The sequence below is a fragment of the Rhizobium sp. P1_E1 genome, assembly GCF_056406015.1.
The window spans coordinates 1-24,522 of the sequence record NZ_JBFUAY010000038.1; the positions used below are offsets into that span (position 1 = coordinate 1).

The 24,522-nt window shown below is 61.0% G+C and carries 16 protein-coding genes and 1 pseudogene; 14 read left to right on the forward strand and 3 right to left on the reverse strand.

Annotated features, from left to right (window positions below; all coding sequences use genetic code 11):
- The 13 genes and pseudogenes from AC1D1Z_RS15255 to AC1D1Z_RS15315 form a co-directional block, all read left to right on the forward strand.
- Positions 1–247: pseudogene (locus AC1D1Z_RS15255) on the forward strand (rhizopine-binding protein); the annotation flags it as partial.
- 69 nt (positions 248–316) lie between these two features.
- A complete protein-coding gene (locus tag AC1D1Z_RS15260) occupies positions 317–1,858 on the forward strand; it encodes a sugar ABC transporter ATP-binding protein (protein WP_028733608.1) in 1,542 nt (513 codons plus the stop codon).
- A 34-nt stretch (positions 1,859–1,892) separates the two neighbouring features.
- A complete protein-coding gene (locus AC1D1Z_RS15265; protein ID WP_018244091.1) occupies positions 1,893–2,918 on the forward strand; it encodes an ABC transporter permease in 1,026 nt (341 codons plus the stop codon).
- Between the two features lie 267 nt (positions 2,919–3,185).
- On the forward strand, positions 3,186–4,244 hold the full coding sequence (locus AC1D1Z_RS15270) for a dipeptidase (RefSeq protein ID WP_477851061.1): 1,059 nt from the start codon (positions 3,186–3,188) through the stop codon (positions 4,242–4,244).
- A 38-nt stretch (positions 4,245–4,282) separates the two neighbouring features.
- Complete coding sequence (locus tag AC1D1Z_RS15275) at positions 4,283–5,926, forward strand: ABC transporter substrate-binding protein (RefSeq protein WP_131605703.1); 1,644 nt, start codon at positions 4,283–4,285, stop codon at positions 5,924–5,926.
- A gap of 19 nt (positions 5,927–5,945) precedes the next feature.
- Positions 5,946–7,013, forward strand: coding sequence for an ABC transporter permease (locus tag AC1D1Z_RS15280; protein WP_131605702.1), 1,068 nt, complete (start codon positions 5,946–5,948; stop codon positions 7,011–7,013).
- Complete coding sequence (locus AC1D1Z_RS15285) at positions 7,010–7,945, forward strand: ABC transporter permease (RefSeq protein WP_112905542.1); 936 nt, start codon at positions 7,010–7,012, stop codon at positions 7,943–7,945. The genes AC1D1Z_RS15280 and AC1D1Z_RS15285 overlap by 4 nt, the downstream gene beginning before the upstream one ends.
- A complete protein-coding gene (locus tag AC1D1Z_RS15290; RefSeq protein ID WP_018244086.1) occupies positions 7,942–8,775 on the forward strand; it encodes an ABC transporter ATP-binding protein in 834 nt (277 codons plus the stop codon). Before AC1D1Z_RS15285 ends, AC1D1Z_RS15290 begins: the two co-directional genes overlap by 4 nt.
- Positions 8,772–9,521 (forward strand): ABC transporter ATP-binding protein, encoded by a 750-nt coding sequence (locus AC1D1Z_RS15295; protein WP_028733603.1) that lies wholly within the window; start codon positions 8,772–8,774, stop codon positions 9,519–9,521. Before AC1D1Z_RS15290 ends, AC1D1Z_RS15295 begins: the two co-directional genes overlap by 4 nt.
- Before the next feature lie 162 nt (positions 9,522–9,683).
- Entirely contained in the window at positions 9,684–9,872 is a 189-nt protein-coding gene (locus AC1D1Z_RS15300; RefSeq protein WP_018244084.1) for a hypothetical protein, read from the forward strand.
- Positions 9,873–9,999: 127 nt separating this feature from the next.
- A complete protein-coding gene (locus tag AC1D1Z_RS15305) occupies positions 10,000–10,164 on the forward strand; it encodes a hypothetical protein (RefSeq protein ID WP_018244083.1) in 165 nt (54 codons plus the stop codon).
- Positions 10,165–10,731: 567 nt separating this feature from the next.
- Entirely contained in the window at positions 10,732–19,251 is an 8,520-nt protein-coding gene (locus tag AC1D1Z_RS15310; RefSeq protein ID WP_477851066.1) for a glycoside hydrolase family 94 protein, read from the forward strand.
- A gap of 100 nt (positions 19,252–19,351) precedes the next feature.
- Positions 19,352–20,590 carry an OpgC family protein gene (locus tag AC1D1Z_RS15315; protein ID WP_131605700.1) on the forward strand — a complete coding sequence of 413 codons (1,239 nt, stop codon included), beginning with the start codon at positions 19,352–19,354 and terminating at the stop codon, positions 20,588–20,590.
- Between the two features lie 37 nt (positions 20,591–20,627).
- Here AC1D1Z_RS15315 and AC1D1Z_RS15320 read toward each other — a convergent pair whose 3' ends face one another.
- The 3 genes from AC1D1Z_RS15320 to AC1D1Z_RS15330 all read right to left on the reverse strand — a co-directional run bounded on the left by AC1D1Z_RS15320 (position 20,628) and on the right by AC1D1Z_RS15330 (position 23,416).
- Complete coding sequence (locus AC1D1Z_RS15320) at positions 20,628–20,981, reverse strand: VOC family protein (RefSeq protein WP_026230974.1); 354 nt, start codon at positions 20,979–20,981, stop codon at positions 20,628–20,630.
- A gap of 222 nt (positions 20,982–21,203) precedes the next feature.
- Positions 21,204–21,533 (reverse strand): hypothetical protein, encoded by a 330-nt coding sequence (locus AC1D1Z_RS15325; protein WP_245510121.1) that lies wholly within the window; start codon positions 21,531–21,533, stop codon positions 21,204–21,206.
- Positions 21,534–21,652: 119 nt separating this feature from the next.
- On the reverse strand, positions 21,653–23,416 hold the full coding sequence (locus AC1D1Z_RS15330) for a glucan ABC transporter ATP-binding protein/ permease (RefSeq protein ID WP_113542554.1): 1,764 nt from the start codon (positions 23,414–23,416) through the stop codon (positions 21,653–21,655).
- A gap of 320 nt (positions 23,417–23,736) precedes the next feature.
- Here AC1D1Z_RS15330 and AC1D1Z_RS15335 point away from each other — a divergent pair, with 320 nt between their 5' ends.
- Positions 23,737–24,492 carry a helix-turn-helix transcriptional regulator gene (locus AC1D1Z_RS15335; RefSeq protein WP_131605699.1) on the forward strand — a complete coding sequence of 252 codons (756 nt, stop codon included), beginning with the start codon at positions 23,737–23,739 and terminating at the stop codon, positions 24,490–24,492.
- The last annotated feature ends 30 nt before the right edge of the window (positions 24,493–24,522 follow it).

Sequence of the window (24,522 nt, forward strand, 5' to 3'; positions counted from 1 at the left end):
GAAGGCGGCCGGCAAGGATATGACCAAGGTTGTCGTCGGCGGTGTCGACGCCACGCAGGACGCGCTTGCCGCCATGCAGGCGGGTGATCTCGACGTCACGGTGTTCCAGGATGCCGCCGGCCAGGGCAAGGGCTCGCTCGATGCAGCGCTCAAGCTCGCCAAGGGCGAAAAGATCGACAAGAAGGTCTACATTCCCTTCCAGCTCGTGACGCCTGCCAACGTCAAGGACTTCGTCACCAAGAACTGAGGGGAAGGCCAAGCAGGATGCGGGCAAAGCCCGCATCCTTTTCGCCTACCCGTATCCGGAGGAGATGATATGGCCGTCAGCCCGACAACCATGGCCGCCGTGCGCGCGAGCGGCGCAGTTCCGAATGCGGAATATCTCTTGAGCGCCGAGGGTGTCCGCAAGGAATTTCCCGGTGTCGTCGCCCTCGACGACGTGCAGTTCCGACTGAAGCGCGCCTCCGTGCATGCGCTGATGGGCGAAAACGGCGCCGGCAAATCGACGTTGATGAAGATCCTCGCCGGTATCTACACGCCCGACAAGGGCGATATTCGCCTGAAGGGGATCGAAATCCAGCTGAAATCTCCGCTCGACGCGCTGGAGAACGGCATTGCCATGATCCATCAGGAACTGAACCTGATGCCGTTCATGACGGTTGCCGAAAATATCTGGATTCGCCGCGAACCGAAGAACCGCCTCGGTTTCATCGATCACGGCGTGATGCACCGCATGACCGAGGAGTTGTTTACCCGGCTCAATATCGCAATTGATCCTGATATCGAGGTCCGGTTCCTGTCTGTCGCCAACCGGCAGATGGTCGAGATCGCCAAGGCGGTTTCCTATAATTCCGACGTGTTGATCATGGACGAGCCGACTTCGGCGCTGACGGAGCGCGAGGTCGAGCATCTTTTCCGTATCATCCGCGACCTCAGGGCCCAAGGCATCGGTATCGTCTACATCACCCACAAGATGAACGAGCTCTTCGAGATTGCCGACGAGTTTTCCGTCTTCCGCGACGGCCGATATATCGGCACGCATGCCTCAACCGACGTCACCCGCGACGACATCATCCGGATGATGGTCGGGCGCGAGATCACCCAGATGTTTCCCAAGGAAGAGGTGCCGATCGGCGAGGTCGTGCTCTCCGTCAAGGATCTGTGTCTCAACGGCGTTTTCAAGAACGTCTCCTTCGAGGTCAGGGCCGGCGAAATCCTCGGTGTGGCCGGCCTGGTCGGCTCCGGCCGGTCGAACGTCGCTGAAACGCTGTTTGGCGTGACGCCGGCAAGTTCCGGCTCGATCGAGCTCTACGGCAAGCCGGTGACCATTTCTTCGCCGACCGAGGCCATCCGCAATCGCATGGCGTTCCTGACCGAAGACCGGAAAGATACCGGCTGCCTGTTGATCCTCGATATTCTCGAGAACATGCAGATCGCCGTTCTGCAGGACAGATACGTCAAGGGCGGCTTCGTGCAGCAGGGCGCAGTCGAGGCAACCTGCGAAGACATGGCAAAAAAGCTGCGCGTGAAAACGCCCAATCTTTACGAGCGGGTGGAAAATCTTTCGGGCGGCAATCAACAGAAGGTGCTGATCGGCCGCTGGCTGCTCACCAATCCGCGCATCCTCATCCTTGACGAGCCGACGCGCGGCATCGATGTCGGCGCCAAGGCGGAAATCCACCGGTTGGTCGTGGAGATGGCGCGAAACGGCGTGGCGGTGGTGATGATCTCGTCCGAGATGCCCGAGGTTCTCGGCATGAGCGACCGCATCATGGTCATGCACGAGGGACGCGTGACCGGTTTCCTCAATCGCGACGAAGCAACGCAGATAAAGGTGATGGAGCTGGCTGCGCAGTGATGCGTCGACGGCGATCGTCCAAGGGAGGTTTGACATGACTACCAAGGCAGCAGAGAGCGCGGCTCCGCTCGCAACCCGGCAAAGGCGGCGGCGCATACCGACGGAACTCAGCATTTTCCTCGTGCTCGTCGGCATCGCACTCATCTACGAAGTGCTCGGCTGGATGTTCATCGGCCAAAGCTTCCTGATGAATTCGCAGCGTCTGACGATCATGATCCTGCAGGTCTCCGTCATCGGCATCATCGCCGTCGGCGTCACGCAGGTCATCATCACCGGCGGCATCGACCTTTCGTCGGGTTCGGTCGTCGGCATGACGGCGATGATCGCAACGAGCTTTGCCCAGTCCTCGACCTGGGGACGGGCCGTCTTTCCCTCGCTGACCGACCTGCCGGCTTTCGTGCCCATCGTCGTCGGTCTGCTGATCGGGGCGGCGGCCGGCCTCGCGAACGGCGCGCTCATCGCCTACACCAAGATCCCGCCGTTCATTGCCACACTTGGCATGTTCGTTTCGGCCAGAGGCGTGGCGAAGTGGTATACGAAGGGACAGCCGGTTTCCGGAATCACCGAGCAGTTTCATTTCATCGGAACGAAAGCCTGGCCGGTTGTCGTCTTCCTGGTCGTTGCACTGATCTTTCATATCGCGCTGCGCTACACCCGCTACGGCAAGTTCACCTATGCCATCGGCGCGAATCCGCAGGCCGCGCGTGTTTCCGGCATCAACATCGAGGCTCATCTCGTCAAGGTCTATGTGATTGCGGGATTGCTTGCCGGCCTTGCCGGTATCGTCACTGCGGCACGTGCGGAAACCGCACAGGCCAGCATGGGTGTCGGATATGAACTTGACGCGATCGCCGCGACCGTCATCGGCGGCACCTCGCTCACCGGCGGTGTCGGGCGCATCACCGGCACAGTCATCGGCACCATCATTCTCGGCGTCATGACCTCCGGCTTCACCTTCCTCAGGATCGACGCCTACTACCAGGAGATCGTCAAGGGCCTCATCATCGTCGCGGCTGTTGTCATCGACGTCTACAGACAGAAGAAACGCCGCAAGCACTAATTTCCGGCAGCGTGATCCGATAGTTTTGCGGGGGCCTCGGCCCCCGTTCCGTTTTGAGAGCATGATGCCGAAGAATGTGAGCGGTTTTCGGACGACATCACGCTCTAACTATTTAACTTAGAAGAGCATTCAGATTTTAAGCCGAACTGGCCGAAAATCATCCTGTTCCAGCGTCGATGACGGATTTTTAAAAAAAGAGGTGGCGAATTCCGTCAGCTTTTCTATTCTGCCGCTTCATTCGCCCGCTCGGGCAGCGCAGGAAGACAGATGCAATTCGTATTTGACGGTCACAACGACGTTCTCCTTCGACTCTGGACACATTCAAAAGACGGCAGCGACCCGATCGCGGAATTCGCAGACGGCACGACGGTCGGCCATATCGATGCGCGTCGCGCCAGAGAGGGCGGTCTTTCGGGCGGTCTCTGCGCCATCTACATTCCCTCGGGCGATCTCGTCTTTGCCGATCCGGATGCTAACGGTCGCTATATCACGCCGATGGCGGCACCTCTTGATCCGCTGCCTTCCCTTGCCATCGCCAATGAAATGGCGGCGATCGCGCTGCGGCTCGACCAAGCTGGCGCCTGGCGGCTCTGCCGGACGGTGAAAGATATCCGCGGCGCCATGGCGGATAACATTTTTGCCGCCGTCTTGCATATGGAAGGTTGCGAGGCGATCGGCGCCGATCTCTCGGCGCTCGAGGTATTCTACGCGGCGGGGCTGCGGTCGCTCGGGCCGGTCTGGAGCCGGCACAATGTCTTCGGTCACGGCGTGCCCTTCGCCTTCCCAATGTCGCCGGACACGGCGCCCGGCCTGACCGATGCCGGCTTCGCGCTGGTCAGGGAATGCAATCGCCTCGGCGTCCTGATCGACCTTGCTCATATCACCGAGAAGGGTTTCTGGGACGTGGCGAAGACGACGGATCAGYCGTTGGTCGCCACTCATTCCAATGCCCACGCCCTGACGCCGGTCGCGCGCAACCTGACAGACAGGCAGCTCGATGCGATCCGCGAAAGCCGCGGGCTCGTCGGCATCAATTATGCCACCGCCATGCTGCGTGCCGACGGCCGCTCGGACAGCGATACGCCGCTTGCCGACATGATCCGCCATATCGACTATCTCGTGAACCGCATCGGCATCGATTGCGTGGCGCTCGGATCGGACTTCGACGGGGCCACCATTCCTGAGGAAATCGGTGATGCAGCCGGCAATCAGAAGCTGATTGCCGCTCTCAGAGAGGTTGGCTATGCTGATGCCGACCTCGCAAAACTTGCCCGTGAAAACTGGCTTCGCATTCTGGCCCAAGCTTGGCGGGAGGACCGCGCCTAAGCCTTTCCTAATCCAATCAAAAAACAGGGGAACAGACCATGATGATGACCAAACTCAGCCGCAATTTTCGCATGCTTTCCGCCGGAGCCGCGCTTTCGCTCCTGATGATGGCGGCACCCGCCGCCTTCGCCGAGACGCCGAAGGATACGCTGGTCGAAGGAGTTGCCATCGACGATATCATCACGATGGATCCGGGCGAGGCTTTCGAGCTTTCGACGGCTGAAATCACCACCAACAGCTACAGCCTGCTTGTTCGTCTCGACATGGACGATACGTCGAAGGTGAAGGGCGATCTCGCCGAGAGCTGGAGCGTTTCCGATGATGGCCTCACCTATACGTTCAAGCTCAAGTCAGGCCTGAAATTTGCCTCCGGCAACCCGGTCACCGCCGAAGATGTCGCCTGGTCCTTCGAACGCGCCGTCAAGCTCGACAAGAGCCCGGCCTTCATCCTCACCCAGTTCGGCCTGACCGGCGACAACGTCACGGAAAAAGCCAAGGCTGCCGATGCCGGCACTTTCGTCTTCACGGTCGACAAGGCCTATGCGCCGAGCTTCGTGCTCAACTGCCTGACGGCAACCGTCGCTTCCGTCGTCGACAAGAAGCTGGTGCTGGAGCATACGAAGGCGGTGACGCCGGATGCCGAGCACAAATACGACAATGATTTCGGCAATGAGTGGCTGAAGACCGGCTATGCCGGTTCCGGCGCCTACAAGATGCGCGAATGGCGCGCCAACGAAGTCGTCGTGCTGGAGCGCAATGACAATTATTACGGCGACAAGCCAAAGCTCAACCGCGTCATCTACCGCTACATGAAGGAAAGTTCGGCGCAGCGGCTGGCGCTCGAAGCTGGCGACATCGATATCGCCCGCAATCTCGAGCCGGGCGACCTCGATGCCGTTGCGAAGAATGCCGATCTGGCGACGACGAGTGCGCCGAAAAGCACGATCTATTATGTCAGCCTGAACAACAAGAACGAGAACCTGAAGAAGCCGGAAGTCCAGGAAGCTTTTAAGTATCTGGTCGACTACGACGCGATCGGTGCGACTTTGATCAAAGGGATCGGCGAAATCCACCAGACTTTCCTGCCGAAGGGACAGCTCGGTGAGCTCGACGAGAATCCCTACAAGCTCGATGTCGCCAAGGCCAAGGAACTGCTCGCCAAGGCCGGCGTGCCTGATGGTTTCTCGATCACCATGGACGTGCGTAACACGCAGCCGGTGACGGGCATTGCCGAATCCATGCAGCAGACGCTGGCACAGGCCGGCGTCAAGATGGAAATCATCCCCGGCGACGGCAAGCAAACGCTGACCAAATATCGTGCCCGCACCCACGACATGTATATCGGCCAGTGGGGTTCTGATTATTTCGACCCGAATTCCAATGCCGACACCTTCACCGGCAACCCCGACAATTCCGATGCCGGCACGGTGAAGACGCTCGCATGGCGCAACACCTGGGAAGCGCCGGAACTCGACAAGCAAGCCAAGGCCGCACTTCTCGAACGCGACGCAGCCAAGCGCGCCGCCATATATCAGGACATCCAGAAGAAGTACCTGGCAAACAGCCCCTTCGTCTTCATCTTCCAGCAGACCGAGGTGGCTGGCTACCGCAAAAGCGTGAAGGACTTCAAGCTGGGTCCGAGCTTCGACACCAATTTCGTCGGTCCGATCGCCAAGGAATAATCCGGCGGGATTGAGTGGCTTGAGCACCATCGAAACAACACAGGAGGCGCGGCCCCGAAAGGGCCGTGCCGGCGCCTTTGCAAAGGCGTTAGGGCGGTTTTTGTTTGCCGCCGTCACCACCTATCTCGGCCTGCTGGCCGTCACCTTCTTCATCGGCCGCGTCGTGCCGATCGATCCCGTGCTCGCCATCCTTGGCGATCGCGCACCCAACCATGTCGTCGAGCGCGTGCGCCAGGAGATGGGCTTCAACCTGCCGCTCTACCAGCAGTTCTTCATCTATATCAAAGGCATCCTGTCCGGCGATTTCGGCAATTCGGTCCTGACGACCAATCCGGTGATGGTCGATATTCGCCGTGCATTTCCGGCGACAGTGGAGCTCGCGACGCTCGGAACGCTGATCGGCGCTTTCGTCGGCGTGCCGCTCGGGGTTCTCGCCGCGGTGCGCCGCGGCAGCATCGTCGACCAGGTGGTGCGGGTCATTGGCTTGATCGGTTATTCGGTGCCGATCTTCTGGCTGGCGCTGATCTCGCTTGTGATCTTCTATGCGCAACTGCGCTGGGTGGCCTTTCCCGGCCGCATCGACATCGTCTTCGAATACACGTTCACGCCGATCACCGGCTTCTACCTGCTGGACAGTGCCTGGCAGGGGCAGTGGGATGTCTTCTATGATGTCTTCCGCCACATCATCCTGCCTGCCTCCTTGCTCGGATATTTCTCGCTCGCCTATATCAGCCGGATGACGCGCAGCTTCATGCTGAACGAGCTTTCCCAGGAATATATCGTCGCCGTACGTGCCAAGGGGCTTTCGGAAACGCGGGTGATCTGGGGCCATGCACTGCGCAATGCCGCCGTGCCGCTCGTTACCGTCATTGCGCTTTCCTATGCCGGCCTGCTCGAGGGATCGGTGCTGACCGAGACCGTCTTTTCCTGGCCAGGCATCGGGCTCTACATCACCAATTCGCTGCAGAACGCCGACATGAACGCCGTGCTCGGCGGCACGATCGTCATCGGTACGGTCTTCATCGGCATCAATCTTCTGTCCGATCTTCTCTACCGGACGCTCGACCCGAGGACGCGAAATCGATGACGGCCAATGCCAGCCCATCTCCTGCGATGAGCCGCCGCGAATGGCTGCTCTCCGACCGGCCGCAATCGCGCATGCAGGCCCGCCTCGGCCGCACCTATGTCACCTGGCGGCAGTTCACGGCAAACAGGCTCGCTGTCGTCGGCCTGCTGATCATCGTGGCGCTGCTTTTTATCGCCGCCTTTGCCGATGTGATCGCCACGCATAATCCCGTTGTCGGCGATCTGCGCAACGCCCGCCTGCTGCCGCCCGGCACGGGGGAATTCTGGCTCGGTTCGGATGACCAGGGCCGTGATATTTATTCCCGGCTGATCTACGGATCGCGATTGACGCTCCTTGTCGTCGCGCTCGTTGCCGTCATCTCGGCACCGATCGGGTTGATCGTCGGCACCGTCTCCGGTTATGCCGGAGGCTGGGTGGATGCGACGCTGATGCGCATCACCGATATCTTCCTTGCCTTTCCGAAGCTGGTGCTGGCGCTTGCCTTCGTCGCCGCTCTCGGTCCCGGCATCCAGAACGCGATCATCGCCATCGCCATCACCTCCTGGCCGCCCTATGCGCGCATCGCTCGTGCCGAGACGCTGGCGGTCCGGCGTTCCGACTATATTTCGGCGGTGAAGCTGATGGGTGCCTCGCCGCTTCGCATTGTCGTGCGCCATGTCATGCCGCTCTGCATTTCCTCGCTGATCGTGCGCGTGACGCTCGACATGGCGGGCATCATCCTGACGGCGGCCGGTCTCGGTTTCCTCGGCTTGGGCGCGCAGCCACCATTGCCGGAGTGGGGTGCGATGATCGCCTCGGGCCGGCGCTTCATCCTCGATCAATGGTGGGTCGCGGCGATGCCCGGCATCGCCATCCTCATCGTCAGCCTCGGCTTCAATCTCCTCGGCGACGGCCTGCGCGACGCGCTCGATCCGAAGGAGAGCGGCCAATGACGACACTTCTGACGGTGGACAAGCTCAAGGTCAGCTACCCCACGCGCACGGGCGTGATCGAGGCCGTGCGCGGCGTCTCCTTCACGCTCGGCAAGGAAAGGCTCGGCATCGTCGGCGAATCCGGTTCCGGCAAGTCGCAGACCGGACGGGCGATCATGGGCCTGACGCCGAAACACGGCATCGTCACGGCCGACAGGCTTAATTTCAACGGCATCGATCTGATCAATGCGTCTGCCGGCGAAAGGCGCAGGCTGCGGGGCAAGCGCATCGCCATGATCCTGCAGGATCCGAAATATTCGCTCGATCCCGTCATGTCGATCGGACGGCAGATCTGCGAGACACTGCGCACACATGAGAAGGTCGGCAAGGCGGAGGCGCGCGAGCGCGCGCTCGCCATGCTGGAAGCGGTGCAGATCCGCGACCCGAAGCGTGTCTTCGACCTGCATCCGCACGAAGTTTCGGGCGGCATGGGGCAGCGGGCGATGATCGCCATGATGCTCATTGCCGGGCCTGAGCTGCTGATTGCCGACGAGCCGACCTCGGCGCTCGACGTGACGGTGCAACTCGACGTGCTGAGGATCATGGACAAGCTGGTGTCCGAGCGCGGCATGGGGCTGATCTTCGTCTCCCACGATCTGAGGCTGGTCTCTTCCTTCTGCGACCGCGTCATCGTCATGTATGCCGGAAAGATCGTCGAGGAACTGGCGGCGGCCGATCTCAAACATGCGCAGCATCCCTATACGCAAGGACTGCTGAATTGCATGCCCGAGATCGGTGCAAACCGCCATCCGCTGCCGGTGCTCGACCGCAAGCCGGAGTGGGCGGCATGAGTGCAGCTCTCCAAGTCGACAATCTCAGCGTCGTCTACGACCATTTTCATGCGCTGAAGGATGTCAGCATCGCCGTCCAACACGGCGAATCCTTTGGCCTCGTCGGTGAGTCCGGCTCGGGAAAATCGACCTTGCTGCGGGCCGTTGCAGGGCTTGCGCCGATCAGCGGCGGCGCGATCCACATCGACGACGAAGTGTTGAAAGGTTCGAAGCGCAGCAAAGTCTTCTACCGGCGCGTGCAAATGGTCTTCCAGGATCCTTATGGTTCGCTGCATCCGCGCCAGACCATCGACCGGCTTCTGCTCGAACCGCTTGCAATCCACGGCATCGCCGACAGCGACAAGCGCATCGCCCGGGCGCTCGACGAGGTCGGCCTCGGCAATGGTTTCCGTTTCCGCTACCCGCACCAGCTCTCCGGCGGCCAGCGCCAGCGCGTGGCGATCGCCCGGGCGCTGATCGTGGAACCGTCAATCCTGCTGCTCGATGAGCCGACATCGGCACTCGACGCCTCGGTGCAGGCCGAGGTGCTGAACCTGCTGGAGCAGATCCGACGCGACCGCAAGCTCACCTTCGTGATGGTGAGCCACGATCTCGGTGTCGTCACCCATATGTGTGAGCGGCTCGCCGTGATGCGCAACGGCGCCGTCGTCGAGCGGTTGAGCTCGCAAGAGCTGGCGACGGGTGCGGTTCATGAGGACTATACGAGAAATTTGATGATCGCGAGCAAGGGTTTCGTCAAAGCCTGAAAGCCAATCTTTTCAAACCTTTGAAAAGAAAAGATCGGCGGCGCTGTTAAGGATAATGTTTTCCTAAAAGACGACCATTCGACTAGACTATTGACAGCTGCCTTGCTTCTGTCATGATCCCGTTAACGTTTGTTAGCTTTCGTGATCGATGGAGGTTGAAGCATGTTCTTTCTCGGTGGGATGACCATGGGCTACCTCGATCCTCCGGTTAAAACCGATCGCCGGGAACAGATTTCGGTATCCCTTCCCGCGGAAAAGGACCGCCGGCTGATCGAGGCTTCCTCCAACCCGCCTGAGAAGGAGAGTGCCGTCGAGCGCTCGTTGATCTGGGCATGGCGCACGCTCTGCTAAAAGGGCTGGTTGAATTTTCTCTTCCGTTCGCTCTAGACGGAATTTTATCTCTACCTACTTGATAGAGAAAATAAGAATATAAGCGCGAGCCGCACAACCGGCCGCACGAGAACAACGGAGGCGACATATGGCAGATCTGGGTATTTCGCATGCTCACGTGAACCAGTATGGTTCCGTACCGACCAAGAAGCCGCTCACCACACGCCACAGGCTTCAGACGGTGCTTCATGGAGCGATCTTCACCGCGGCGTTCCTGTTCGTCGTGGCCATGGTTTGCGGCGTCGTCGGGTAATCCGGTGGAAGATTGAGCGTCGGCAGATGCCGGCGCTGCGGCGGTTTCCGCCCTTATTGAATTCCGAACATTAATTTGTCTCGGCTTTCTCACTCATCGTCATTCTTCTATTCTTTTCACGCCATCCAAAGCGCGCCACGGCGAACTTGCTCATGCGCGGGGTGCAGGCTCGCCCAAATCGCTGTCAGGCGTAGGATCTGGCGATCGTCTTCTTTTCTTTTTCTGAAATCGAAGCTGTTGATCGCCGGGACCAGGGGCCGGCATTTTCGTCATTCCCACCGCCCAGACAAGCTCGGCGGGCAAGCGGTGAACGCCTCTTGACTTGAATTATCCCGATAGTGTCCAAATTTTCGACATGGCTTTCGCGGAGAGGTATCGATGGTCTCGATCCTGTCGGGCCGCGTCCTGAACCAGGGCTTAGCCCGTCTGCATCGCTTGCCAAGTGTCGTTCACCCCCACTTCATCGATCTTTGAAGAATAGGGCTCCGTTCATGTAGCAGTCATGATAAGCAGTGCAAAAGGCTGAGCAAAACAGCCATAACTTCGTTTGGATCCAGAACCGAACCCATGTCTATTTCCAATCTTTCTCCGAGCCTTTCGCGCGAACCCGAGACGAAGCAGATCGATCATAACGATTCGATCCGCTCGACCTATCTTTCCATCGAGGACATCAAGGCGATGGGCGATGCGGTCGCCCGCAACGGCGTCGACAAGCTGCCGGCTTTCGCTCCCTTCGATTTCTTCGCCCGCCATAAGGAAAACGAGAAGGAAATTCTGCGTGTCTACCGGACCACGGCGACCGACGTCGAAGCCGGCGAGACGATCACGCCGGCGGCAGAATGGCTGCTGGACAATCATTATATCGTCGAAGAGGCGATCCAGGAGGTGCGGCGCGACTTCCCTCGCCGCTTCTATCGCGAATTGCCGACCATGGTCGTCGGCGGCGTCGAGGTGCCGCGCACCCTCGTGCTTGCCTGGCTCTATGTCGCTCATACCCATAGCACGATCTCGCAGGAAAGCCTGACGGCGCTGGTCGATGGCTTCCAGGCCAGCGAGACGCTCAGGATCGGCGAACTCTGGGCGTTGCCCTCCCTCGTGCGCTATGTGCTCGTCGAAAACCTTCGCCGCATTTCGAGCCGTGTCGAAGCAAGCCGCCGCCTGCGCCGCCGCGCCAACGAGGCGGCCGATGAATTGGTGCGCCTAACGGATCCAGCCGGGGCGACCGCGTATCTGAAGACGCTGGAATCGCTTGCCGAGGACAATACCTTCTCGACGCAGTTCCTCTATCGCCTGCGCGACGGCTCGCAGACGTCGAGCCTGGCGATCACCTGGCTCGATGCGCGGCTGGAAGAGCTCGGCCGCAACACCGAAGAGACGACGACGGCCGAACACAGCCGACTCTCTTCCGGCAACGTGACGATGGGCAACATCATCCGCAGCCTTCGCGAGATCGATGACGCCGAATGGTCGGTCTGGGTCGAGCAGGTCAGCCATGTCGACAAGCTGCTCTGGGAGCATTCGGATTACGGCATCCTCGATTCCGGCTCGCGCAACAAATATCGCAAACAGATCGAGAAGCTGGCCAAGCGCTCGCCGCTGACGGAAATGGAAATCGCCCAGCTGGCGCTCGACATGACTGACGCCGCCAAGGCCTCCGACGAGCCGCAGCCGCACGAACCGAATGTCGGCGGCTTCCTGTCGGGCGCGCAGCGGCCGAAGCTCGAGGCGCGGGCGAACTATCGCCCGACGATCATCCAGCATTTTGTGCGCGCCGTGCGCCGGTTCAACTGGCTGGCGATTGCCGTGCCCGTCATGCTGCTGACCATCATCGCCATGGCGATCGTCGGCAAATTCATGGCGAATGCCGGCATGGGTGCGTTTGAAATCGCCTTGCTGCTGATCATGTTCTCGGTGCCGGCGTCGGAGGGGGCGACAGGTCTCTTCAACACCTTGCTATCCTTCTTCGTGACGCCGGCGCGCCTCGTCGGCTACGAGTTCAAGGAAGGCATTCCGGAAGATGCGCGCACGCTGCTCGTCGTGCCCTGCCTGATCTCGAACCGCGACAGCGTCGACGATCACGTTCGCAATCTCGAGGTTCATTATCTCGCCAATCCGCGCGGTGAGATCTATTTCGCGATGCTCAGCGACTGGCCGGACAGCGAGGTCGAGGAAACGCCTGCCGATCTCGAGGTTCTCGATTATGCCAGGCGCGAGATCGCCAATCTCTCCGCCCGCTATGCCTATGACGGCAAGACGCGTTTCTATCTGTTGCATCGCCGCCGCCTCTACAATCCCGCGGAAGGCGTCTGGATGGGCTGGGAGCGCAAGCGCGGCAAGCTGCACGAGCTGAACATGCTTCTGCGCGGCGACCGCGACACGACCTATCTGCCGGGCGCCAATACCGTGCCGGCCAATGTGCAATATGTCATGACGCTCGATGCCGATACGCGCCTGATGCGCGATGCCGTCACCAAGCTCGTCGGCAAGCTCTATCATCCGATCAACCGCCCGGTCATCAATCCGAAAACCGGCCGCGTCGAAAGCGGCTATGGCGTCTTGCAGCCGCGTGTCACCCCGTCGCTGACGACGGGCAAGGACGCGTCGGTCTTCCAGCGCGTCTTTTCAATCAACCGTGGCCTCGATCCTTACGTCTTCACCGTTTCCGACGTCTATCAGGATCTCGCCGGCGAAGGCACCTTCACCGGCAAGGGCCTTTACCATGTCGATGCCTTCGAAGCGTCGTTGAAGGGCCGGATCGACGAGAACTCCGTGCTCAGCCACGATCTTCTCGAAGGCTCGATGGCGCGTTGCGCGCTCGTCACCGATCTCGAACTGGTGGAGGATTTCCCGATCCGCTACGAGGTGGAAACCTCGCGCCAGCATCGCTGGGCACGCGGCGACTGGCAGCTTCTCCCCTACATGTTCAATCCGAAATACGGCGTCACGGCACTCGGCCGTTGGAAGATGTTCGACAATCTGCGCCGCTCGCTGACGCCGATCGCCTGGTTCTTCGCCTCCGTGCTCGGCTGGTATTTCATGGGTCCGCTCGGGGCGCTGATCTGGCAGATTCTGCTGATCTTCTGCCTCTTCGTCGCGCCGACGCTGTCGCTCATCAACGGCATCATCCCGCGCACCAGCGATATCATCGCCCGCGCCCATCTCTATACGGTCTGGTCCGATATCACGGCCGCCAATGCGCAGGTTGCGCTGCGCATCGTCTTCATCGCCGATTCGGCTTGCATGATGGCGGATGCGATCGGCCGTTCGCTCTATCGCCTGTTCGTCAGCCGCAAGCTGATGCTGCAGTGGCGGACCGCCGCCAGCGTTCAGGCCGGTGGCCAGGGCACGCTGATCTCCTATTACAAGGCGATGTGGCATGCGCCGGCGCTGGCGCTGCTGGCGCTCGGTTTCGCAGCCCTTCCCGGTGACAACRCCTTTCTCGTCGGCATTCCCTTCGCGCTGCTGTGGATCCTCTCGCCTGTCGTCGCCTGGTATGTCAGCCAGTCGGCGGAGACCGAGGACCGGCTCGAGGTCGCCGATTCCGTGTCGAGCGAACTGCGCAAGATCGCCCGGCGCACCTGGCGTTATTTCGAGACCTTCACGACGGCCGAGCAGAACTATCTGCCGCCGGACAATATCCAGGAAACGCCGCATGTGATTGTCGCGGCGCGCACCTCGCCGACCAATATCGGCGTCTATCTGCTTTCCGTCGTTTCCGGCCGGCATTTCGGCTGGTTCTCCTTCGAGGAGACGCTCGAACGGCTGGAGCAGACGATCGCGACGATCGACAGAATGGAGAAATTCCGCGGCCATCTGTTCAACTGGTATCACACCGATACGCTGCAGACGCTGGGCCCCCGTTACGTCTCGGCCGTCGACAGCGGCAATCTCGCCGGCCATCTGATCGCCATTTCGTCGGCCTGCCGCAACTGGGCCGAGGCGCCGTCCGCCCATATGCAGGGCAATCTTGACGGCGTCGGCGACACGGCCGGCATTCTCCGAGAAGTGTTGGCGGATCTGCCCGATGACCGCAAGACCGTGCGCCCGCTGCGCCGGCGCCTGGAGGAGCGCATCGTCGGCTTCCAGAACGCGCTTGCCGCCGTCAAACGCGAGCACGAATTCGCCTCGATCCGCATCATCAACCTTGCGGTTCTCGCGCGCGACATCGAGAAGCTCGCCGCCAATCTCGACCATGAGGTCAAGTCGAAGCAGAGCGAAGAGGTCACCCAATGGGCGGCATCCCTGGTGAAGGTCTGCGAGGCGCATATTTCCGACAGCACCTTCGACCTTTCCAAAGTCGATGCGCTGCGGCCGCGCCTGGTGGCGCTGCGCGACAAGGCGCGCGATCTCGCCTTCTCGATGGATTTCGGCTTCCTGTTCCGGCCGGAACGGCGTCTGCTGTCGATCGGCTATCGCGTCGAAAGTGGTGAACTCGATCAGGCTTGTTATGACCTTCTCGCCTCGGAATGCCGCCTGACCAGCCTCTTCGGCATCGCCAAGGGTGACCTGCCGACGGAACACTGGTACCGCCTCGGCCGCCAGGTCGTGCCTGTGGGGTCGCGCGGTGCGTTGGTTTCCTGGTCCGGCTCGATGTTCGAATATCTGATGCCGCCGCTCGTCATGCAGGAGCGCGGCGGGGGTATTCTCAACCAGACCAACAATCTGGTCGTCGTCGAGCAGATGAATTACGCCCGCAAGCTCGGTATTCCCTGGGGTATTTCGGAAGCGGCCTTCAATGCCCGCGACCATAACCTCAATTATCAGTACACGAATTTCGGCGTGCCCACGCTCGGCCTGAAGCGCGGCCTCGGCCATAATGCCGTCATCGCGCCCTATGCCTCGCTGCTCGCCAGCCAGTACGATCCGCCAGCCGCGCTGGAAAACCTGCAGAAGCTGCGCAAGCTCGGCGCACTCGGCAAATTCGGCTTCCACGACGCCGTCGATTTCACGCCGACGCGCGTGCCGGAAGGCAAGAAATGCGCGGTGGTCTACAATTATTATGCCCATCACCACGGCATGTCGATCGCGGCGGTCGCCAACGTCGCCTTCAACGGTCATCTGCGCGAGCTCTTCCACGCCGATCCCGTCATCGAGGCGGCGGAGTTGCTGCTGCAGGAAAAGGCGCCGCGCGACATTCCCGTCATGAGCGGCAAGCATGAATCCGACACACCGGCCAGCATCCAGGACGATCTCCTGCGGCCCGAGCTCAGGAAGATCAGCGATCCGGCTTCCCGTGACCGCGAACTCGTCTTCCTGTCGAACGGTCATTATTCGGTGATGCTGACGGCGACGGGCGCCGGTTATTCCCGCTGGAACAATCTTTCCGTTTCCCGCTGGAAGCCTGATCCGACTGAAGACCGCTGGGGCAGCTTCATCTTCCTGCGCGATACTGCCACCAACGAATGGTGGTCGGCGACATCAGAGCCGAAGGGTGTCGAAGGCGAAAAGATCAAGGTCGAATTCGCCGACGAGAAGGCGCAGTTCACCAAGATGGTCGGCGACCTCACAAGCGAGGTGGAATGCATCGTCGCGACCGAGCATGATGCCGAGGCCCGTCGCGTCACGCTGCTCAACATGGGCACGGAAGACCGTTTCATCGAGGTCACCTCCTATCTCGAACCGGTGATTACCTCCGACGATACCGACAATGCGCATCCGGCATTCGCCCGCATGTTCGTCAAGACAGAGATCGGCAAGCGCGGCGACGTCATCCGCGCCGAACGCAACAAGCGCGACCCGAACGAGCCGAATATCAGCATCGCACATCTGATCGTCGACAATGCCGGCGACACCCGCCATACCGAATTCGAGACCGACCGGCGCAAGTTCATCGGCCGCGGCCGCAGCCTCGCCGATGCGGCGGCCTTCGATCCGGGTGCCACGCTTTCCGGCAGCGACGGCTTCATGCTCGATGCCGTCATGTCGCTGCGTCGCACCGTCCGCGTACCGGCCGGCAAGAAAGTCAGCGTGATCTTCTGGACGATTGCGGCGCCAAGCCGCGAGGAAGTCGACAAGGCGGTCAATCGCTACCGTCATCCCGATGCCTTCACCCACGAGCTCGTCCAGGCCTGGACACGCACGCAGGTGAAGATGCGCCATGTCGGCGTCACCTCCCAGCAGGCGGCCGCCTTCCAGCATCTCGGGCGCTATCTCGTCTATCCCGACATGCAACTGCGCAAGGACGAGGCGACCGTCGAGGCCGGCCTACAGTCGCAATCGGCGCTCTGGCCGCTGGCGATCTCCGGCGACTTCCCGATCTTCACGCTGCGCATCAACGACGACATGGATCTCGACATCGCCCGCGAGGCGCTGCTGGCGCAGGAATATCTGCGCTCGCGCGGCGTCACCGCCGATCTCGTCATCATGAACGAACGCGCTTCGTCCTATGCGCAGGACATGCAGCATGCGCTCGACGCCATGTGCGAAAACGTCCGCCGCATGGGCCAGGCCGACGGGTTGCGCCAGCATATCTTTGCGGTTCGCAGGGATCTGATGGAAGAAGCCACTTATCATGCGCTGATCGCGGCTTCCCGCGTCACGCTGCACACCAAGAACGGCAAGGTGGTCGACCAGATCAATCGCGCCGTCGCGCTGTTTGCACCCTCCAAGGAGGAACTGCAGGAGATGGAACGGGTCGAGCGCAACAAGGCCCCCGTCAAGCGTGTTGCGCCGGTGCCGCCACCTGTCGTGCCCGCCGTCATCATCGAGGAGGAAGGCGATCTCGACTTCTGGAACGGCATCGGCGGCTTTGCCCGCGACGGACGCGAATATGTCGTTCGGCTGCCTGGAGGTCATGCGACGCCGCAGCCCTGGATCAATGTCATTTCCAACGACAGCTTCGGATTCCACGTTTCGGCCGAGGGCTCGGGTTTCACCTGGAGCGTCAATTCGCGCGACTATCAGCTGACCTCCTGGTCGAACGATGCGGTGGTCAACCGTTCGGGAGAGGCGTTCTATCTCACCGATCTGGACAGCGGTGCCGTCATGACGCCGTTCGCAGCACTTTCCCGCCGGCCGGACATCCGTTTCGAAGCCCGCCACGGGCTCGGTTATTCCGTCTTCTCCAGCGTTCAGCACGATATCGCGCTTGAGCTGACGCAGACGATCGACCGCGAAAAGCCGGTGAAACTGCAACGCCTGCGCCTGCGCAACACCGGTTCGACTGGCCGCAAGCTGCGTCTCTACGGTTATGTCGAATGGATTCTCGGCAGCAATCCGGGACGCACGGTGCCTTTCATCCTGTCGAGCCATGATGAGGAGACGGGGGCGCTGTTTGCCACCAATCCCTACAGCATCGATTTTTCGAACCGCACTRCATTCTTCGCTGCGAGCGAGACACTTTCGAGTTTCTCGGCAAGCCGGCGCGAATTCATCGGTAAGGCGGGGACGATCCAGGCACCGCAGGCCGTCACTTCCGCCGCCGCTCTTTCCGGCGCGACGGAACTCGATGGTGATCCGGCCGCGGCGCTTGCAATCGACATCGAGCTCGGCGCCGGCGAAGAGCGCGACTTCACATTCTTCCTCGGCGATACGTCGACGGAAGAAGAAGCGCGCACTGTCATCGCCGATATCCGCAAGGTTTCGTTCGACGAGACCGTCGAGGCAAACCGCGCCTTCTGGCGGGATTTCACCGGCAGGCTGCAGATATCGACTCCAGATCGCGGGATGAACAATCTCGTCAACACCTGGCTGCCCTATCAGAGCCTCGGCTGCCGCATCATGGCCCGCACCGCCTTCTACCAGGCAAGCGGCGCCTTCGGCTTCCGCGACCAGCTGCAGGACACGCTGGCCTTCGTGCTGCACGAGCCCTCGCTTGCCCGCCGCCAGATCCTGAATGCCGCTTCGCGGCAATTCCGCGAAGGCGATGTACAGCATTGGTGGCTGCCGGGAACGGGTGCGGGCGTGCGTACGCTGATCTCCGACGACGTCGTCTGGCTCGCTTACGCGATCCACCACTATTGCAGCGTCACCGGCGACAAAAACGTGCTCGACGAGGAGATCGCCTTCCTGGAAGGGCCGGCACTGCTCGAAGGCCAGCACGACTCGTTCTACAAGCCGGAGATCTCCGAGAACAAGGCGAGCGTCTACGAACACGCGGCGCTGGCGCTCGATCTCGCCATCGCTCGCAAGGGGGCCAACGGCCTGCCGCTGTTCCTTGGCGGCGACTGGAACGACGGCATGAACCGCGTCGGCGTCGGCGGGCGCGGCACCAGCGTCTGGCTCGGCTGGTTCCTGGCGGGGGCATTGCGCTCCTTCATTCCCTATGCCGAAGAGCGCGGCGACACGGCCCGTGCAGGGCGCTGGTCGGCGCATCTCACCGAGCTGAAGAAGGCGCTGGAAACTGCGGCCTGGGATGGCGGCTACTATCGCCGCGGCACGTTCGACGACGGTGCGCTGCTCGGCTCCAGGGAAAGCCCCGAATGCCGGATCGATTCGATCGCGCAGTCCTGGAGCGTGCTGTCGGGCGAGGGCGATCCAGCCCGCGCCGTCACGGCGATGGATGCGGTGCTCGATCAGCTGGTCGACGAGGATGCCCGCATCATCCGGCTGTTCACGCCGCCTTTCGTCAATTCCGCCAGGGATCCCGGCTATATCAAGGCCTATCCGCCGGGCGTGCGCGAAAACGGCGGGCAATATACCCATGCCGCGACCTGGGTCGTGATGGCGCTGGCGGAGCTGAAGCGGGGCGACGATGCCTTCCGCTGCTTCCAGATCCTCAACCCGATCACCCATGCGCTCGACAAGGCTTCAGCGGAGCAATACCGCGTCGAACCCTATGTCGTTGCGGCCGACGTCTACGGAAACGAGCCTTATACGTCGCGCGGCGGCTGGACTTGGTATACCGGGTCAGCCGGCTGGCTCTATCGCGCCGCCGTCGAGGGCATCCTCGGTATCCGGCTGAAGGACGGCCGGATTTACGTGCGCCCGTCGCTCCCTTCGGAATGGGACGGTTTTGCGGCAGAGGTGGAGCAAGGCGGCGGCAAATACCGCATTTCGGTCTCAAAAGCGTCCAATGACAGCGGCTACACTCTGTCAATCAACGGCTGCGAAGTCACCGATCCCGAAGAGGGATATCCGCTCGGATAACAGCGTTCTCCACGCTGAAAAAGACGGCGATTCGCGACGGCCAAAAGGGAACCCTTTTGGCCGTCGTCGCGTTTGCAAATCGGATAATAAGGAGAGACCAATGGCAAGCACGCCGACCCAAGCCATCGTCACGGGGCGCAGTTCCCTATCCGCAGCTGCGTCAGTGCGTGACACGAGGCTCGACGTCTTGCGTGGCGTGGCCCTGATCATGATCTTCATCAATCATGTTCCCGGACAGATTTTCGAATATGTGACGACGAAGAATTTCGGTTTCTCCGATGCCGCCGAGGCCTTCGTGCTGATCTCCGGCATTGCCGTCGGCCTTGCCTATGGGGGCCGCTTCCAGCCGGGCAACCGGCTCACGGTGGCGATCAAGTCGGCAAAGCGCGCCTTCACGCTCTATCTCGCCCATATGATCACCACCTTCATGACGCTGGCGCTCTTTCTCTGCGGTGCGTGGCTGTTTCATAGGCCGGGGTTGCTGGTCGAGATCAATATCCTGGCGGTTTTGATGAACCTGAAGGAAGGCATTCCAGCGCTGCTGCTGCTCGGCCACCAGATCGGCTACAATAATATCCTGCCGATGTACGGGGCGCTGATGCTGATGGTGCCGGTCATCCTGCTCTTGAATGCGCGAAGCCCTTGGCTGGCGCTCGGTGTCTCGGGCACGGTCTGGCTGCTTGCGGGCATCTACGAAGTGGCGCCGCACAACATGCTGATCGAGGGCTATTGGTTCCTCAATCCGCTCTCCTGGCAGTTCCTGTTTACGATCGGCATCGTCTCGATGCTGCATATCAAGCGCGGCGGCACGGTCCCGCAGCATCCGCTGCTGCTGACGGTTGCTGCCGGTTACGTCATGCTGTCCTTCATCTGGGTGACCGGCCATCTCTGGATTTTCGGCAACTCGCTGGCAGCACTTGGCCTGCCGCCTGTCATCACCGGTTTCGACAAGACCTTCCTGTCGCTGCCGCGGCTGCTGCATGTGCTGGCGCTGACCTATCTCGTTATCAGCATCCCGGCACTGTCGCGTATCCTGCGCCGTCCTGCGGACCATCCGCTGACGATCCTCGGCCGCCACTCGCTGAACATCTTCGTCGCCGGCACGATCCTCGCCATGATCGGTCAGGTGGTGCTCTACATCACCAATAAGGACCAACTGATCGGTCCGCTCTTCGTGATCGCTGGGGTCGCGACACAATTCGCCTATGCCTATTATCTCGAACGCAAGCGCCAGCAGGGCAGGCTCAAGGGGAAACTTGTCGCCGATACCGCCACCATCCCCGTTCCTGTCCGCATTGGCAGAACGGCAAATGTCTATCGCCAGAACGATCGGAAATAGAGCTCGGATTTGCCCGACATGACCGATGGCCGCCGGCTCAATTTTTATGAACGAGGATATTCACCAGCTTGCCGAAGGGATCGCGCACATAGAAGCGCCTGACGCCCCAAGGCTCGTCGGCCGGGCCGTACTCGATCGGAAAGCCTGAGGCCGACATCGCCGCGAAAGCAGCATCGAGGTCGTCGACCTCGATCGAGAGGGCGGGCACCTCCGTTCCGGAACCGCCTTCGCTGGCGATGCTGAGCTGAACGTTCATCGAGCGCGGGGCGCCGAACGTCGTGATCCAGCCGTGATCCATGATGACGTCGAGACCGAGGATATCCTGATAGAAGCGCCGGGCCAGAGTGATATCCGGTGCCTGAATATTCGCGACGATGCGCAGGACCTTCATGGCTTCGCTCCCCGTTGCTCTTCGACTGGCGGAGGTTAGAGCCTTTCCGGGTTAGATTGAAGCATTCCGACTCCGTTTGAGCCAACCCGAAGGGCCGGGCATCTTTCCGCCAGGGCAGAGGCGATCGGCTCGGACGTACCAAGTGGTATGCCCTTCGCCAATCGCCTTTGCCCTGACGAAAACCTGCTCCGGCAGAATGCTTCAATCTGACCAGGAAAGGCTCTAGCGGCCGAGGTCGATTGCGGACGAATATTTGGAATTCTGCCGGCTGGCAGAGCTTGAGGGGGAGAACGATCTGAGCTTTGCCAGCGCCACTGCATCAGCCGACAGACCGGCTACGTCTGGCTGCGGCGCCTGCGGGCGGGCGAGCCGGTGGAGGACTGCTCCCGCCGGCCGCGTGCCAGCCCATGGCGCACGGGAGCCGATCTCGAACATGCGGTTGCTTGATATCTGTGACGAGCATTCGGCCTGGGGGCTCGCAAGATCGCCCGCCGGCCGCAGGATCTCTGGACCTTTGCCGCCGTCGGCGACGGGCGTCGGCCGCTCAATCATCCGGCTCCTTTTGGACCAAGAATACTTCAATCTGACCAGGAAAGCCTGCCAGGTCTCAGAGCAAACAGAAAGGCCGGAAGGAGCTACCCTTCCGGCCTTTATCTTGAAACCCGAACCGATCAGGCGGCTTCGGTGGTATGGGCCTTGCGGACTTCTTCGTCCGTCAGGATGCCGCTGGCGCGCAGCAGGGCGGCGAAGCGGCCGTTGCTGTGGCTGAGTTCGTCGAAGCTGCCCTGTTCGACGACACGGCCGTCATCCAGGAAGAGCACCATATCGGCTTCGCGGACCGTCGACAGGCGGTGGGCGATGATGAAGGTGGTGCGGTTCTGGCGCAGGTTGTCGATTGCGGCCTTGACGCGGGCTTCGGTTTCAACGTCGAGCGCCGAGGTCGCCTCGTCGAGCACCAGGATTGGCGCGTCCTTCAGAATGGCGCGGGCAATCGCGATACGCTGGCGCTCGCCGCCGGAGAGCTTGTTGCCGCGTTCACCGACATGCGTATCGTAGCGCTCCTCACGGGTCTCGATGAAGTCGGCGGCGGCGGCGGCTTCGGCCGCACGGCGCATTTCCTCTTCGCTGGCGCCTTCGCGACCAAGGCGGATATTGTCGCTGATCGAACGGTTCAGCAGGCCCGCATCCTGGAAGACGGTGGCGATGTGGCGACGCAGCGACTTGCGGGTCACCTTGGTAATGTCGGTGCCGTCGACGAGAATCTTGCCGCCCTGGGCATCATAGACACGCTGCAGCAGGTTGACGAGCGTCGTCTTGCCGGCGCCGGTCGGGCCGACGATCGCAACCGTCTGGCCTGCCTTCACCGAGAAGGAGACGTTATGCAGGCCCTGCGAGCTGTTGCCGAAGCCGAAGGAGACGTCGCGGAATTCGATCGAACCCCTGACGTCCTTGATTTCGCCGTTGCCGGCCGGCTCTTCACGTTCACGCACCGAGTCTTCCAGCGCATAGAATTCCTCGAGCTTGGAACGGGCCTCGAAAATCTGCGTGGCGAACTGGCGCATCAGGTCGAGGCGGCCGATCAACAGGTTGGCGAAGCCGATAAAGGCGATGACGTCGCCGACGCGCAGCTGGCCGGCCTGGACGAGCATGGTGCCGATGATCAGGACCACCATCATCGCGATCGTCGACGCCATACGGTTCAGTGCACTGGCGATCGCCCACCAGTCGAGCACCGGATACTGCGCTTCGAGCAGACGGTCGGCGAAGGATTTCAGCGCCCTGGTTTCGGCCTCGATGCGGTTATAGCTGTGCAGGACAGAAACGTTGCTGATCGAGTCGCTGACATGCGAGAAGACGGTGTGATAATGGTTCTCGACCGAAGCCTGGCCGTCCTTGGTGCGGCTCATGACGACGCGGCCGATCAGCCAGTAGGCGATGGCGAGCACCATGAGTACGGCGGAAAGGCGCAGGTCCATCGACATTGCGGTCGGTATCAGAAGGGCAAGCGCGATGACCGTCGACAGATGGTTGCGCATGAATTCCAGCCAGAGGCCGAACAGCGTCTCGCAGGCGCGCAGCAATGTATGCAGCGCGTTGGAGGTGCCGCGCTGATGGTGCCAGCCGAGCGGCATGGAAATGATGCGGCCGAAGGCTTCCGTCAACAGTGTCGCTCGCCGGCCATGGGCCAGTCTGTCGGCCTCGCGGGCCACCAGGACGAAGGCAATGGTGTTGAAGACGGCGAAAGTCGCCCACATGAAGAGGATGGGCTTGACCTCACCCTTGCCCGAAATCGCATCGATAATGCGACCGAACAGGATCGGCTCCGCGATGGTGATCGTCGCAAGAACAATGTTTGCGACAACGACCAGGGATACGCGCAGCTTGTAGGCGCCAAGATAGCGCAGAGCTCTTGCATAGACCTTGAATAGCGTCACGTCGAACCTCTTGTGCATCTGCGAAAACGGGATAATGCGATGCTACAAAAGCCTACCTGAACGGGCGATTAACGGAGTAGTCAGGGTTCGATCGATGTGATGATTGCCGCGATCGTATTATCGCAGGATGCGACGAGTGGCCATGACGCCGAAATTGTCGCCTGGCCATATCTCGCAACAATTTGCGCTTGCATTTTATTAAATGTTTAGCACAGCATTAAATTACAGACTGCATTTATTAAAGAAGACCGTTTCGCGACCAGTTTGACCAGCCGCCGACGGCCTCATGCGGGCAACAGGTCCGGGCAAGGGGCATTTTTGTGAATATTAATTCGTTAATTCAATTGCTTGTAATTCTGGAAGAATGCTCAAATCCTGAAGCTGTCGTCACCGAGCTGGAGCAGATCCTCCACGGTTGCGGTTTCGAATATTACGGCCTGCTGCGTCATTTGCCGCAGAAACCGGTGCAGCAGAATCCAGAGTCCTGGGCTGCGGCGCTGGCCGGCCGCTGGCCGGAGCATTGGCCGCGGATATATGCCGCGAAAAAATATGCTCTGATCGATCCGATGGTGCGCTATCTCGGCCACGCGCAGCGGCCTTTCCGCTGGCGGGAGGCGATGGCGGCCTTCCACAAGGATGCGCATCAGCGCCGCATGGAGCAGATGATGGTCGATGCCTTTGGCCACGGGCTGGAGGACGGCTACATCTTTCCGATCCACGGACGCAACGGTACTCTCGCCAGCCTCAGTCTCGCCGGCAAGCCGATCGAGTTGTCGCCGGTGGAGATCGCATTGTTGGAGGCGGTGGCGCGCAAGGCCTTCTGGCGGTTGCTCGATCTGAAAGGCGAGGCGCCGGCGCTGGAAACCATCCTGCCGGCCGACACGCCGCTGACGCGGCGCGAGATGGAAATCCTGCATTATCTCGCCGAAGGCATGACTTCGATGGAGATCAGCAAGATGCTGAAGATCTCAAACCACACGGTCGATTGGTATATGAACGGTCTGCAGGATAAACTGAAGGCGAAAAACAGGCAGCAGGCGGTGGCGCTTGCCTTCCGCCACGGCCTGATAAGTTAGAGCAATTCCGCTTCTGATCGAAGCGGAACC

Excerpts from the sequence above, each read along its gene's own strand:
- AC1D1Z_RS15290 (WP_018244086.1), top strand. The coding sequence starts at position 7,942 with ATGACGACACTTCTGACGGTGGACAAGCTCAAGGTCAGCTACCCCACG.
- AC1D1Z_RS15320 (WP_026230974.1), bottom strand. The coding sequence starts at position 20,981 with ATGAAGGTCCTGCGCATCGTCGCGAATATTCAGGCACCGGATATCACT.
- AC1D1Z_RS15315 (WP_131605700.1), top strand. The coding sequence starts at position 19,352 with ATGGCAAGCACGCCGACCCAAGCCATCGTCACGGGGCGCAGTTCCCTA.
- AC1D1Z_RS15265 (WP_018244091.1), top strand. The coding sequence starts at position 1,893 with ATGACTACCAAGGCAGCAGAGAGCGCGGCTCCGCTCGCAACCCGGCAA.
- AC1D1Z_RS15325 (WP_245510121.1), bottom strand. The coding sequence starts at position 21,533 with ATGATTGAGCGGCCGACGCCCGTCGCCGACGGCGGCAAAGGTCCAGAG.
- AC1D1Z_RS15295 (WP_028733603.1), top strand. The coding sequence starts at position 8,772 with ATGAGTGCAGCTCTCCAAGTCGACAATCTCAGCGTCGTCTACGACCAT.
- AC1D1Z_RS15285 (WP_112905542.1), top strand. The coding sequence starts at position 7,010 with ATGACGGCCAATGCCAGCCCATCTCCTGCGATGAGCCGCCGCGAATGG.
- AC1D1Z_RS15260 (WP_028733608.1), top strand. The coding sequence starts at position 317 with ATGGCCGTCAGCCCGACAACCATGGCCGCCGTGCGCGCGAGCGGCGCA.
- AC1D1Z_RS15300 (WP_018244084.1), top strand. The coding sequence starts at position 9,684 with ATGTTCTTTCTCGGTGGGATGACCATGGGCTACCTCGATCCTCCGGTT.
- AC1D1Z_RS15275 (WP_131605703.1), top strand. The coding sequence starts at position 4,283 with ATGATGATGACCAAACTCAGCCGCAATTTTCGCATGCTTTCCGCCGGA.
- AC1D1Z_RS15305 (WP_018244083.1), top strand. The coding sequence starts at position 10,000 with ATGGCAGATCTGGGTATTTCGCATGCTCACGTGAACCAGTATGGTTCC.